The following is a 13,641-nucleotide window of genomic DNA, read 5'->3' on the forward strand; positions in this document are numbered from 1 at the left end:
GAGCGGCACAATAGCCGGGCCTTTGTGGCATTGTGAAAGGGCTGTGGGCGCTGAGTGTGCGCCAGTCCATGCCGCCATGCATGCGCTTTTGCAGGGTAAGGCGATGATTTTTCAGCTATAACCAAGGCCCAGGCAGCCGCGGTCAGCATAACTATCAAAATGCCATTATCCGCAGGGGGTTCCGGGAACTTTTACCGGGCTCCAGGCTCCCATGCGAAGTGCCTGAAAGAAGGGGACAGCGTCGGCTTTATGCGAGGTGCCTGAGACGGCCCGCGCAAGCAGATTCGACGACCAGATTATTCACGCAGTCGGCGCTGGCCGTGCTGCGTTTTTCGTGTGTGTCCGTTCAGCGGGTCACAGGAAACTTGCTTGAAGGGGGAGAACTTTTGCCAGAAGCCCGAGTCTATGTTTGCAAGCCTGGTCAATTAGCGATGCGCGCCTCCTTCAGGTCCTATGAGGAGTGTTCATGCTAACCCAGGAAGAGGATCAGCAGCTGGTCGAGCGCGTTCAACGCGGCGACAAGCGGGCATTTGATCTGCTGGTGCTGAAGTATCAGCACAAAATTCTCGGGTTGATCGTGCGATTCGTGCACGACACCCATGAAGCCCAAGACGTTGCACAAGAAGCCTTTATCAAAGCCTACCGTGCATTGGGCAATTTTCGCGGTGACAGTGCGTTTTACACCTGGCTTTACCGCATCGCCATCAACACGGCGAAGAACTATCTGGTATCCCGCGGTCGCAGGCCACCAGACAGCGATGTGAGTTCCGAGGACGCGGAGTTCTACGACGGCGATCATGGCCTCAAGGATCTCGAGTCGCCGGAGCGTGCATTGCTGCGGGATGAGATCGAAGGCACCGTCCATCGAACCATCCAGCAATTGCCCGAAGATTTGCGTACGGCTTTAACTTTACGTGAATTCGACGGTCTGAGTTATGAGGACATTGCAGCCGTCATGCAATGTCCGGTGGGCACCGTGCGCTCCCGGATTTTCCGCGCTCGGGAGGCCATCGATAAAGCCCTGCAGCCGTTGTTGCAGGAAACCTGAGACAGCGGCGACAGCCAAGAGAGGAACCGCCATGAGTCGTGAAGCCCTGCAGGAATCGCTGTCCGCGGTGATGGATAACGAAGCGGATGAACTGGAATTGCGTCGGGTGCTCAATGCCCTTGACGATGCCGAGACCCGTGCCACCTGGTCTCGTTACCAAATCGCCCGGGCAGTGATGCACAAGGAACTGTTGGACCCGCACCTGGATCTGGCCTCGGCTGTTTCCGCGGCGCTGGCCGGCGAGGACGTTCCGGCGAAAGGCACTCGCGGTCCCTGGCGTACCCTGGGGCGCCTGGCCGTGGCGGCTTCGGTCACCTTGGCCGTGCTGGCCGGTGTGCGCCTGTACAATCAGGATGACATCGTCGGTGCCCAACTGGCCCAGCAATCGAACCAGCCAGGCCTGGTTGCGCCGACGGCCAAAGGCCCGGCGGTGCTGGCCGGCTACACTGAAAGCAGCGACCAGGCGACTGGCCCGATGGCCAATGGCGTGCTGCAGCAAGGCCAGTCCGGCTGGCACGATCAGCGTCTGCCTGGCTACCTGCGCCAGCATGCGCAACAGGCCGCACTCAAGGGCACTGAAAGCGCTCTGCCCTACGCCCGTGCCGCCAGCCTGGAAAACCGTTAAGGAGGATCATGCGCGCGCTACCTCTTCTAACGCTGGTGCTCAGTGGCTGGTGGGTTCTTCCAGCCCAGGCCGATGAAGCCCAGGACTGGTTGAACCGTCTTGGGCAAGCCGAGCAGCAGCAAAGCTTTCAGGGCACCTTCGTCTACGAGCGCAACGGTAGTTTTTCTACCCATGGCATCTGGCACCTGGTGCGCGATGGCAAGGTTCGTGAGCGCTTGGTCCAGCTCGATGGCTCGGCACAAGAGGTTGTTCGCGTCGATGGTCACACCCAGTGCGTCAGTGGTGCACTGGTGGCGGGGCTCGGCGATATGCCCGATTCCCATACCCGCTCGCTGGATCCGCAAATACTCAAGACCTGGTACGACATCGCTGTCATCGGCAAGTCGCGCGTGGCCGGGCGTCCGGCCGTGGTGGTCTCGCTGACGCCGCGTGACCAGCACCGTTATGGTTTTGAGCTGCATCTGGACCGTGAGACCGGCTTGCCCTTGAAGTCATTGTTGCTCAATGACAAGGGGCAGTTGCTCGAACGCTTCCAGTTCACCGAGCTGGATACAGCCCAGCCTCCCGAGGAGAGCCAGGTACAGCCGGGTGCCGAATGCAAGCCGGTGGTCCTGTTGACCAACCAGGCCCAGCCCAAGGTGCAGGCACTGGGCGCCGCGGTGGCGCAGTTGTGGCATTCGGATTGGCTGCCGCCGGGTTTCGAACTGGTCAGCAGCACGGCGCGGGTCGACCCGGCGACCAAGGTCCAGGTCAGCAGCTTGATGTATGACGACGGCCTGTCACGCTTTTCGGTATTCCTCGAGCCCCTCAACGGGGTCGCGGTGACCGATGCCCGGGCCCAATTGGGGCCGACGGTCGCGGTGTCCCGACGCCTGACCACGCCGGGTGGCGATATCATGGTCACGGTCGTGGGCGAGATTCCCATCGGTACCGCCGAACGGATTGCGCTGTCCATGCGTTCCGGCGACGCTCAGGCCAAGCAGTGAACTGCTGAATCACGAGGCTTGCCGGGGGCTGGTGCAGAAATGTTTGGTGATCAAATTCATTTGCAAATATCCCTGAGTTTTTCTATAGGTCAGAGCCTCTCGGCTCTGGCCTTGTTTGTTGTTCCCGGTCCGCAAGTCCCGGCGTTGCATGCCCGGGCTTTGCAAGGGCCTATCGCTTAATCATGCTCGTTGTTCACGGGAGCCATATGTCGATACCACGCTTGAAGTCTTATCTGTCCATTGTCGCCACCGTCCTGGTGCTCGGCCAGGCGCTGACCGCCCAGGCCGCTGACTTGCCCGACTTCACCGAACTGGTGGAGCAGGCTTCGCCGGCGGTGGTCAACATCAGCACCACCCAGAAACTGCCGGATCGCAAGGTCTCCGACATGCAGGGCCTTGAAGGCCTGCCGCCGGAAATCCAGCAATTCTTCCGCGGTTTCCCGCAGCCGCGCAGTCCGAAAGGCGGCGGCAATGGCGGTGGTCGCCAGCGTGAAGCGCAGTCCCTGGGTTCGGGCTTCATCATCTCCAAGGACGGCTACATCCTGACCAACAACCACGTGGTCGCCGATGCCGACGAGATCGTGGTACGCCTGGCCGATCGCAGCGAGCTCAAGGCCAAGCTGGTGGGTACCGATCCACGCTCCGACGTGGCGCTGTTGAAGATCGACGGCAAGGACCTGCCAACCCTCAAGCTGGGCAAGTCAAAGGACCTGAAAGCCGGCCAGTGGGTCGTGGCCATCGGTTCGCCATTTGGCTTTGACCATACCGTGACCCAGGGCATAGTCAGCGCCGTGGGCCGCAGCCTGCCGAACGAGAACTATGTCCCGTTCATCCAGACCGACGTGCCGATCAACCCGGGTAACTCCGGTGGTCCGCTGTTCAACCTCAAGGGTGAAGTGGTCGGGATCAACTCGCAGATCTATACCCGCTCCGGTGGCTTCATGGGGGTCTCCTTCGCGATTCCGATCGACGTGGCCATGGACGTTTCCGACCAACTGAAGGCTGGCGGCAAGGTCAGCCGCGGTTGGTTGGGCGTGGTGATCCAGGAGGTCAACAAGGACCTGGCCGAGTCGTTCGGCCTGGACAAGCCGGCCGGTGCCCTGGTTGCCCAGGTGCAGGATGGTGGCCCGGCGGCCAAGGGTGGCTTGCAGGTCGGTGACGTGATCCTCAGCCTGAACGGCCAGCCAATCGAACTGTCGGCTGACCTGCCGCATCTGGTCGGGGCCTTGAAGGCCGGTGACAAGGCTGCCCTGGAAGTGATTCGTGAAGGTAAGCGCAAGACCGTGGACCTGACGGTCGGTGCGATTCCGGACGAAGGCAAGGAAATGGATATTGCCAAGACCAACGGTGCCGAGCGCAGCAGCAACCGACTGGGGATTTCCGTGGTCGAGCTGAGCGATGACCAGAAGAAGGATAACGACCTCAAGGGCGGTGTGGTCATCAAGGATGTCCAGGACGGTCCCGCGGCTCTGATCGGCCTGCAGCCGGGCGATGTGATCACCCACCTGAACAACCAGGCGATCACCAGCGCGGCGCAGTTCACCGACATTGCCAAGGCCCTGCCGAAGAATCGTTCGGTGTCCATGCGCGTGCTGCGTCAGGGACGTGCCAGCTTCATTACCTTCAAACTGGCTGAATAAGCCCGACTGAAGTCGCCGCATGAAAAAGCCCGCCTGGCAACAGGCGGGCTTTTTTGCGTCTGTTTACCTGGATGGCTTGGGTAGGCGGACCAACTGGCTGTTGGAGTAGATGTCGTGCCAGCTGCGTTTTTGCTTGTCGACCAGCGACCAGAGGAAACCCAGGCCGAAGATCCAGGAGGCAATGGACACGATAAACCGTAGCAGGGCCTGCCAGAGACTGATGGCCGTGCCATCGGCGTTCTGTACGCGAATTCCCCAGACCTGCATGCCCAGGGTCTGGCCCTTGTAGGTCCAGAACTTGGCAAAAAAGCCGAACAGCACGAACAGCAGGATCGTCGACAGCAACGGGTCGCCGTCCAGAGCCCCGGCATCGGACAGCTTGCGCAGTTGCTGCTCGCCGACGATCGACATCTGCACCAGCTTGTAGACAAACCCGGTGACGATCAGCAGCGCCGTGCACAGCAGGAAATCATAGAACATCGCGGCGAGGCGACGGCCCAGGCCGGCAGCGGGAAAATCGCCCTGGGGGCTCAGCGCGTGTTTCGACATGGCGGCTCTCTCTGTGGGGACTGAAAAGAGCCATTTTACGAAATTGCGCCGATAAAAAAGCCCCTGATATCAATATCAGGGGCTTTTCATTGCAAGAAGGCTTGTTCCCGGGGGATCAGGCTTCGGCTTGCACTTCGTCAGCCTGCATGCCTTTCTGGCCCTGCACGGCGATGAAGGTCACTTTCTGGCCTTCTTTCAGGCTCTTGAAGCCGTTGCCCTGAATAGCGCGGAAATGGACGAACAGATCCGGACCGCTTTCTGGAGTGATAAAACCAAACCCTTTCTCGTCGTTAAACCACTTGACGGTACCGCTCTGACGTTGAGACATTTTCTTATTTCCTTGACGCTAAAATTAATGACAGTCCCTTTCAATATGAAAGAGTACTGGGCTGGGTTGCAGGAAAGTAAGAGACGTCGAACGGGTTGTAGCAAACTTCAGGCTACTGCCCAGGTCACGGTTCCAAGCGACCCATGCAAACACAGTAGAGAAACTCTACGCCAACTCCGGGAGAAAAAACAAGCCCTGCGAAACCCCCAGGTTTATGCCTGTTTACGGGGGCTTGCGCGGCCTTGCAGGGTGTCGCCATGCCGCCGCGGGGACGGGCTTATTATCGACTGTTATAAAACAAGTTCATGGCCGAATATATGCACTGTTTTGTGGCGGTTGCGTGACAAGGTAGTGCACTGTTTTACCTGTGGCTTAGTTGTTACTGTAAGTATCAACAGGGGGCGCCCCCTGTTGATAACCTTGTATCAGCCCCTGTAGTAACGCTGCGGCACAAACGGCATTTTGCTCACCTTCAGGGGGACGCGCTTGCCGCGCACGATGGCCCAGACATCACTCTCCAACGCGGCCTGCGAGCTGTCTACATAGCCCATGGCCAGAGGCGCGCCGAGGGTCGGACCGAAGCCGCCGCTGCAGACGTTGCCGATCACCTTGCCGTCCTGATCGACGATTTCCGCGCCTTCGCGCACCGGTGTGCGCTCCTGCGGTAACAGGCCTACACGTTTGCGTGACACACCCTGCTGCTGCTGGGCAAAGATCGTCTCGGCCCCGGGGAAGCCACCGGCCCGCGCACCGTCGGCGCGCCGCGCCTTGGAAATCGCCCAGAGCAGGCTGGCCGCCACTGGCGTGGTGTCGCTGTTCATGTCGTGCCCGTACAGGCACAGGCCGGCTTCCAGGCGCAGCGAGTCACGGGCACCGAGGCCGATGGCCTCGACCTCGGTTTCGGCCAGCAGGCTGCGGGCCAGGGCTTCGGCGCTGGCCGCTGGTACGGAAATCTCGAAACCGTCTTCGCCGGTATAGCCGGAGCGGCTGACATAGCAGTCGACCCCCAGCAGGCGCACGCTGGCGAACTGCATGAAGGTCATTTTCGTGACTTCCGGGGCCAGGCGCGCCAGGACGCTGACCGCGGCCGGGCCTTGCAGGGCGAGCAGGGCGCGCTCTTCGAACAGTGGCACCACCTCGCACAGCTGGCCGAGGTGCTTTTGCAGGTGCGCCAGGTCTTGTTCCTTGCAGGCGGCGTTGACCACCAGGAACAGTTCGTCGTTGCCCAGGTTGGCGACCATCAGGTCATCGAGGATGCCACCGGCTTCGTTGGTGAACATCGCGTAGCGCTGCATGCCCACCGGCAGGTCGATGATGTCCACTGGCACCAGGGCTTCCAGGGCCTTGGCGGCAGCGGCACCGACCAGGCGGATCTGGCCCATGTGCGAGACATCGAACAGCCCGGCTTTTTCACGGGTATGCAGGTGTTCTTTCATCACGCCCAGCGGGTATTGCACCGGCATGTCGTAGCCGGCGAACGGCACCATGCGCGCGCCGAGTTGCAGGTGCAGGGCATGCAGCGGGGTTTGCTTGAGGGATTCGGTGGACATTGCAGCTCCTTGATAGGGGGTGGAGGGGAGGGCAAGGCCACTCCCCTTGAATGAGGGTCAGCACTCGATGATGTTGACGGCCAGACCGCCGCGCGCGGTCTCCTTGTATTTGCTTTTCATATCGGCGCCGGTCTGGCGCATGGTGCGAATCACCTTGTCGAGGGAGACGAAGTGCTGGCCGTCGCCGCGCAAGGCCATGCGCACGGCATTGATGGCTTTCACTGAACCCATGGCGTTGCGCTCGATGCACGGCACTTGGACCAGGCCGCCGATAGGATCGCAGGTCAGGCCGAGGTTGTGTTCCATGCCGATCTCGGCGGCGTTCTCCACCTGTTGCACGCTGCCGCCGAGCACTTCGCACAAGGCTCCGGCGGCCATCGAGCAGGCCACGCCGACTTCGCCCTGGCAGCCGACTTCGGCGCCGGAGATCGAGGCGTTTTCCTTGTAGAGAATGCCGATGGCGGCGGCGGTGAGGAGGAAGCGCACCACGCCGTCCTCGTTGGCGCCGGCAATGAAGCGCATGTAGTAATGCAGCACGGCGGGGACGATTCCGGCCGCGCCGTTGGTGGGCGCGGTGACCACGCGACCGCCGTTGGCGTTTTCCTCATTGACCGCCAGGGCGTAGAGGTTGACCCAGTCCAGCACCGATAGCGCATCGCGCAGCGCCGCTTCCGGGTGCTTGCACAATTGCCGGTGCAGCGCGGCGGCGCGGCGTTTGACCTTCAAGCCGCCGGGTAGGATGCCTTCATTGCGGCAGCCGGCGTCGACGCAGTCCTGCATTACCTGCCAGATCTTCAGCAGGCCGGCTCGGGTCTCGGCTTCCGGGCGCCAGGCGCTTTCGTTGGTCAGCATCACCTGGCTGATGGACAGGCCGTAGGTGGTGCAATGGCCGAGCAGTTCCTTGGCGCTTTTGAACGGGAAGGTCAGCGGTGTGCTGTCCTCGACGATGCGGTCGGCGCCGGCGGCGTCTTCATCGACCACGAACCCGCCGCCCACCGAGTAGTACTCGCGGCTGCGGATCTGGATGCCGGCGGTGTCGAAGGCACGGAAGATCATGCCATTGGGGTGATAGGCCAGGGGTTTCCTGATCATCGCCAGGTGCAGTTTTTCATTGAATTCGATGGAGTGTTCGCCGAGCAGATTCAGGCGGCCGTTGCTGCGAATGGTCTGCAGGCGGGCGGCGACGGTTTCTGTGTCGACGGTATCCGGGTGTTCACCTTCCAGGCCCAGGAGCACGGCCTTGTCGCTGCCGTGGCCTTTGCCGGTGGCGCCGAGCGAGCCGTACAGCTCGACTTTGACGCAGGTGGTTTGTGACAGCAGTTGCTCGCGCCGCAAACCCTCGACGAAACGCGCGGCTGCGCGCATCGGTCCGACGGTGTGGGAGCTGGAGGGACCGATGCCGATCTTGAACAGGTCGAACACGCTCAGGGACATATGGGTTCTCCGGTTTTTTCTAATAATTATCGGCTTGGAAGCACGTCAGGCGTCTTATGGGGGCGGGTTTGACCGCGAAGTTTTTGCTGGCCTCTGGGGCCGCTTCGCGGGCAAGCTCCGCTCCCACAATATCCGGGTTGAATCCGGACCTTTTGTACAAACGAAAAACCTGTGGGAGCGGTGCTTGCCCGCGAAGGCGTCGGGGCAGGCACCGCTGAACCGGATGTTTACACCGGGTTAAGCGTAGTTCTCGATCGACGGGCAGGCGCAGACCAGGTTGCGGTCGCCGAACACGTTGTCGACACGGCCCACCGGCGGCCAGTACTTGGCCTCGATCAACGACGCCAGCGGGTACACCGCCTGTTCGCGGCTGTACGGGTGGAACCACTCGCCGACGATCTCCGCCGCGGTGTGCGGGGCGTTCTTCAGCGGGTTGTCGTCCTTGTCCAGGCTGCCGTTTTCCACCGCGCGGATTTCTTCGCGGATGTGGATCATGGCGTCGCAGAAACGGTCCAGCTCTTCCTTGGATTCGCTTTCGGTCGGCTCGATCATCAGGGTGCCGGCCACCGGGAACGACATGGTCGGGGCGTGGAAACCAAAGTCGATCAGGCGCTTGGCAACGTCATCGACGCTGATGCCGCTGCTGTCCTTCAATGGACGCAGGTCGAGGATGCACTCGTGCGCCACCAGGCCATTGCTGCCGCTGTAGAGCACCGGGTAGTGTTCTTCCAGGCGTCGAGCGATGTAGTTGGCATTGAGGATCGCCAGTTGCGAGGCGCGCTTGAGGCCTTCGCCACCCATCATGCGGATGTACATCCAGGTGATCGGCAGGATGCTCGCGCTGCCGAACGGCGCCGCGCACACCGCGCCTTCCTTGCGCGCCATGCTGGCGTGCCCCGGCAGGAACGGCGCCAGGTGCGATTTCACGCCGATCGGGCCGACGCCCGGGCCGCCACCGCCATGGGGAATACAGAAGGTCTTGTGCAGGTTCAGGTGCGACACGTCGCCGCCGAACTTGCCTGGGGCGCAGAGGCCGACCATGGCGTTCATGTTGGCGCCGTCGATATACACCTGGCCGCCGTTGTCATGGATGATGCCGCAGATTTCGCGGATGCCTTCCTCGAACACGCCGTGGGTCGACGGGTAGGTGATCATCAGCGCGGCGAGGTGTTCGCGGTGCTCGATGGCCTTGGCCCGCAGGTCTTCGATATCGACGTTGCCGCGGACATCGCAGGCGGTGACGATCACGCGCATGCCGGCCATGTTCGCCGTGGCCGGGTTGGTGCCGTGGGCCGACGAAGGGATCAGGCAGATATCGCGGCGCTCGTCGCCACGGCTCTGGTGGTAGGCACGGATCGCCAGCAGGCCGGCGTATTCACCCTGGGAACCGGCGTTCGGTTGCAGGGAAATCGCGTCGTAGCCGGTGGCGGCGCAGAGCATCGCTTCCAGCTCATCGGTCAGTTGCTGGTAGCCGGCGCTCTGCTCGGCCGGGGCGAACGGGTGCAGGGCACCGAATTCGGCCCAGGTCACCGGGATCATTTCGCTGGCGGCGTTGAGCTTCATGGTGCAGGAACCCAGCGGGATCATGGTGCGATCCAGGGCCAGGTCCTTGTCGGCCAGCTTGCGCAGGTAGCGCATCAGCTCGGTTTCCGAGTGATAACGGTTGAACACCGGGTGGCTGAGGATGGCCGACTGGCGCACCAGGGCGGCCGGGATACGGCTTTCCACCGACGCGGCGAGGGCGTTGAAGTCCGGTACGGCCTTGCCGCCGGCCAGCAGTTGCCACAGGGTTTCGATATCGGCCTGGCTGGTGGTTTCGTCCAGCGACAGGCCCAGGCGCTGGGCATCCACGACACGCAGGTTGATGCGCTGGGCGCGGGCCTGTTCGTGCAGGGCGGCGGTCTGGGCGCCAGTGTCGAGAGTCAGGGTGTCGAAGAAGTTGTCCTGTTCCACCGCCAAGCCCAGGGCGCCCAGGCCCTTGGCGAGGATCACGGTGAGGCTGTGGATGCGCCGGGCGATCTGGATCAGGCCTTTTGGACCGTGATACACCGCGTACATGCTGGCGATGTTGGCCAGCAGGACCTGGGCGGTGCAGATGTTGCTGGTGGCTTTCTCGCGACGGATATGTTGCTCGCGGGTCTGCATGGCCAGGCGCAGGGCCGGCTTGCCGAAGCGGTCCACCGAGACGCCGACCAGACGGCCGGGCATGTCGCGCTTGAACGCATCGCGGGTGGAGAAGTAGGCCGCGTGCGGGCCACCGAAGCCCAGCGGCACGCCGAAGCGCTGGGCGCTGCCGATGGCCACGTCGGCGCCGAACTCGCCCGGCGGGGTCAGCAGGGTCAGGGCCAGCAGGTCGGCAGCGACCGCCACTAGGGCGTTGGCGACGTGGAAACGCTCGGTCAGGGCGCGGTAGTCGAACAGATCACCGTTGCTCGCCGGGTATTGCAGCAGGGCACCGAAGAACGGGCTGAGATCGGTCAGTTGGCGTTCATCGCCGACCACCACGTTGATGCCCAGGGGCTCGGCCCGGGTGCGCAGGACGTCGAGGGTCTGCGGATGGCAGTGCACGGAGGCGAAAAAGGCGTTGCTGCCCTTGTTCTTGCTCAGGCGCTTGCAGAAGGTCATGGCTTCGGCGGCAGCGGTGGCTTCGTCGAGCAGCGAGGCGTTGGCGATCGGCAGGCCGGTGAGGTCGCTGATCAGGGTCTGGAAGTTCAGTAGCGCTTCCAGGCGACCCTGGGAGATTTCCGGCTGGTAGGGCGTGTAGGCGGTGTACCAGGCCGGGTTTTCCAGGAGATTGCGCAGGATCGGCGACGGCGTATGGCAGTTGTAGTAGCCCTGGCCGATGTAGGTCTTGAACAGCTGGTTTTTCGCGGCGATGGCCTTGATCGACGCCAGGGCGTCGGCTTCGCTCTGTCCGGCGCCGAGGTCAAGGACGCTGGTGCCCTTGATGCTGTCGGGGATCACGCTGGCGCTGAGGGCTTGCAGGGAGTCGAAACCGAGGGTTTCGAGCATGGCCTGTTCGTCCGCCTGGCGTGGGCCGATATGACGGGCGATGAATTCGTTGGCGGTGCTGAGATTGACAGTCATGACGATTCCTCAGGCGTTGGCTTTGATCAGTTGGTCGTAAGCATCCTGATCCAGCAGTCTAGCGACTGCCGAGGCATCGGTAGGCTGGAAGCGGAAAAACCAGCCGGCACCCAGCGGATCTTCGTTGACCAGTTCGGGGCTGTCGGCCAGCACCGGGTTGAATTCGAGTACTTCACCGTCCAGGGGCATGTACACGCCGCTGGCGGCCTTGACCGATTCCACGGTGGCGGCTTCGGCGCCTTTGTCGTAGTGCTGCAGCTCCGGCAGTTGCACAAACACCACGTCGCCGAGGGCGTCCTGGGCGAAAGCCGTGATGCCGACCGTGACGCTGCCATCGGCTTCGGTACGCAGCCATTCGTGGTCTTCAGTAAAACGCAACTCGCTCATGGAAACTCCTAAGGGGGCCAGACTCGTCGTCAGGTGGACGCAGGGATGCGGGATCGACGTCCCGCTGAATGGGATTCCCTTAGCAAGTTTGTGGCCAATACTGCACAAGGCTTGTAAATCAAGGGATTGCGGGTTTTTTATGGACGCTGGGCGATAACCGCTGTAGCGAAATCGCTACAGATGGAGAGCGGAAAAAAAGCCCAACAGGATCAAAGCCTTGTGGAATGGGGATCGGCTCGCCGTGTAGCGAAATCGTTCCACTGTAGCGCTTTCAGTACAGATGGAGGTCGTTTTTGGCGTCGCTGACCCTGTGTGTGGCTTGCCAGCGATGAGGTCCTCAAGCCCTGCAGCGAGCCCAAGGACGCCATCGCCGGCAAGCCGGGCTCCCACAGTTCTCAGGGCTTGCCGGGAATGCCGTATTTGCGCAGTCGATGGGCAATGGCCGTATGGGAGGTCTGCAAGCGGCTGGCCAGTTGCCGGGTCGAGGGGTACTGCACGTAGAGTTTTTCCAGCAGGCTCTTCTCGAAATCCTCGACCGCCTGTTCCAGGCTGTCGATCTCCGGGTCGCTCTGGCGCGCCACCGAGGTCCCGGCGATATCCAGGTCGCCGATGTCCACCACGCTGCTTTCGCAGATCGCCGCCGCGCGGAAGATCACGTTCTGCAACTGCCGCACATTGCCCGGCCAGCGGTTGTCCAGCAGCGCCGGGTAGGTTCCGGGCGCCAACCGGCAGACCGGGCGCTGGATCTGCGTACAGGCCTGCTGCATGAAGTAGCGCGCCAGCAGCAGGATGTCCTGGCCGCGTTCGCGCAGCGGCGGGACCTCGACGTTGAGCACGTTCAGCCGGTAGAACAGGTCTTCGCGAAAGCTGCCCTCGCTGACCATCTTCTCCAGGTTGCGGTGGGTGGCGCTGAGAATCCGCACGTTGACCTTGACCTCGCGGTCACCGCCCACGCGGCGGAAGCTGCCGTCGTTGAGGAAGCGCAGCAACTTGGCCTGCAGGTACGGCGACATTTCGCCGATTTCATCGAGAAACACCGTGCCCTGGTTCGCCAGCTCCATCAGCCCCGGCTTGCCGCCGCGCTGGGCGCCGGTAAAGGCCCCGGGGGCGTAGCCGAACAGTTCGCTTTCGGCGAGATTCTCCGGCAGGGCCGCGCAGTTCAGGGCCAGGAACGGTGCGCCATGACGTGCGCTGATGGCATGGCAGGCGCGGGCCACCAGCTCCTTGCCGGTGCCGGTTTCACCCTGGATCAGCAGCGGTGCGTCGAGGGCTGCGACGCGTTGGGCGCGGGCCTTGAGGGTGCGGATCGCCGGGGACTCGCCGAGCAGCGCGTCGAAACCTTCGGCATGGTCGTGGTGCAGGGCCGACAGGCGCTCGCCGATGCGGTTCGGCTGATAGAGGGTCAGCAGCGCGCCGGCATCGGTGATCGGCGTGGCGTCCAGTAGCAGGGTCTGGCCGTTGACGGTGATTTCCCGCAGCGGCAGGCGAAAACCGTTTTCCAGCAAGCTGTCCAGGAGCTTGGGGTCGGCAAAGAGTTCTGCGACGCTTTCACCGGCCGGCTCGCGACCATACAGGGCGATCAGGGCCGGGTTGGCCAGTAGTACGTGGCCGGCGCTGTCCAGGGCCAGTACCGGGTCGGTCATGGCCGCCAGCAGGGCGTCGAGTTGCAGGTGCCGGCGCTGCCCCGGCAGGATGTCGACCACCGTTACCGCCTGCACGCCACGGACGCTGAACAGCGCATCACGCAGCTCCTCGAGCACTTGTGGGCTGAGAGTCGGGGCGTCGATATAGACGTTGGGTGGAACCATCTCCACCGCATCCAGGTTGAGATTGCGCCCACCGAGCAGGGCCAGGACTTCCTGGGTGATGCCGACGCGGTCGATGAAACTGACGTGGATACGCATGGGGCGATTCGGTGTTCCGGGCGCGAGGGCGGCAATTATGCCTCGGGGCGTAGGGTTTGGTGAAATCCAGCGCGCCGATGGCATGCCCCTCACGGCTGGAATG

11 protein-coding genes are annotated in these 13,641 nt (G+C 62.6%); 4 read left to right on the top strand and 7 right to left on the bottom strand.

The window, feature by feature from the left end:
• The first annotated feature begins 466 nt into the window (after positions 1-466).
• The 4 genes from rpoE (at position 467) to M5B96_RS13810 (ending at position 4,299) form a co-directional block, all read left to right on the top strand.
• Positions 467-1,048 (top strand): RNA polymerase sigma factor RpoE, encoded by a 582-nt coding sequence (rpoE, locus tag M5B96_RS13795; RefSeq protein WP_017127586.1) that lies wholly within the window; start codon positions 467-469, stop codon positions 1,046-1,048.
• 31 nt (positions 1,049-1,079) lie between these two features.
• Positions 1,080-1,673 (top strand): sigma-E factor negative regulatory protein, encoded by a 594-nt coding sequence (locus M5B96_RS13800; protein ID WP_248797214.1) that lies wholly within the window; start codon positions 1,080-1,082, stop codon positions 1,671-1,673.
• A gap of 8 nt (positions 1,674-1,681) precedes the next feature.
• A complete protein-coding gene (locus tag M5B96_RS13805; RefSeq protein WP_248797215.1) occupies positions 1,682-2,659 on the top strand; it encodes a MucB/RseB C-terminal domain-containing protein in 978 nt (325 codons plus the stop codon).
• A gap of 206 nt (positions 2,660-2,865) precedes the next feature.
• Entirely contained in the window at positions 2,866-4,299 is a 1,434-nt protein-coding gene (locus M5B96_RS13810; protein WP_248797216.1) for a DegQ family serine endoprotease, read from the top strand.
• A 63-nt stretch (positions 4,300-4,362) separates the two neighbouring features.
• On the opposite strand, the gene M5B96_RS13815 is transcribed toward M5B96_RS13810, so the two are convergent.
• From M5B96_RS13815 to M5B96_RS13845, 7 genes are all read right to left on the bottom strand, one after another.
• Positions 4,363-4,848, bottom strand: coding sequence for an RDD family protein (locus M5B96_RS13815; RefSeq protein WP_248797217.1), 486 nt, complete (start codon positions 4,846-4,848; stop codon positions 4,363-4,365).
• Positions 4,849-4,963: 115 nt separating this feature from the next.
• The gene (locus M5B96_RS13820; RefSeq protein ID WP_007977299.1) at positions 4,964-5,176 is read right to left on the bottom strand and encodes a cold-shock protein; all 213 of its coding nucleotides are present in this window, start codon (positions 5,174-5,176) and stop codon (positions 4,964-4,966) included.
• Between the two features lie 425 nt (positions 5,177-5,601).
• Entirely contained in the window at positions 5,602-6,726 is a 1,125-nt protein-coding gene (gene gcvT, locus M5B96_RS13825; protein WP_248797218.1) for a glycine cleavage system aminomethyltransferase GcvT, read from the bottom strand.
• Between the two features lie 57 nt (positions 6,727-6,783).
• Positions 6,784-8,160: an L-serine ammonia-lyase gene (locus M5B96_RS13830; RefSeq protein ID WP_248797219.1), complete on the bottom strand. Its 1,377-nt coding sequence runs from the start codon at positions 8,158-8,160 to the stop codon at positions 6,784-6,786.
• Between the two features lie 237 nt (positions 8,161-8,397).
• Entirely contained in the window at positions 8,398-11,247 is a 2,850-nt protein-coding gene (gene gcvP, locus M5B96_RS13835) for an aminomethyl-transferring glycine dehydrogenase (protein ID WP_248797220.1), read from the bottom strand.
• Between the two features lie 9 nt (positions 11,248-11,256).
• Positions 11,257-11,634: a glycine cleavage system protein GcvH gene (gcvH, locus tag M5B96_RS13840; protein WP_248797221.1), complete on the bottom strand. Its 378-nt coding sequence runs from the start codon at positions 11,632-11,634 to the stop codon at positions 11,257-11,259.
• Positions 11,635-12,029: 395 nt separating this feature from the next.
• The gene (locus M5B96_RS13845; RefSeq protein ID WP_248797222.1) at positions 12,030-13,538 is read right to left on the bottom strand and encodes a sigma-54-dependent transcriptional regulator; all 1,509 of its coding nucleotides are present in this window, start codon (positions 13,536-13,538) and stop codon (positions 12,030-12,032) included.
• Positions 13,539-13,641: the final 103 nt, after the last annotated feature.

It is taken from the genome of Pseudomonas sp. MWU13-2105 (genome assembly GCF_023242315.1).
In the GTDB taxonomy this organism is placed as follows: Bacteria; Pseudomonadota; Gammaproteobacteria; order Pseudomonadales; family Pseudomonadaceae; genus Aquipseudomonas.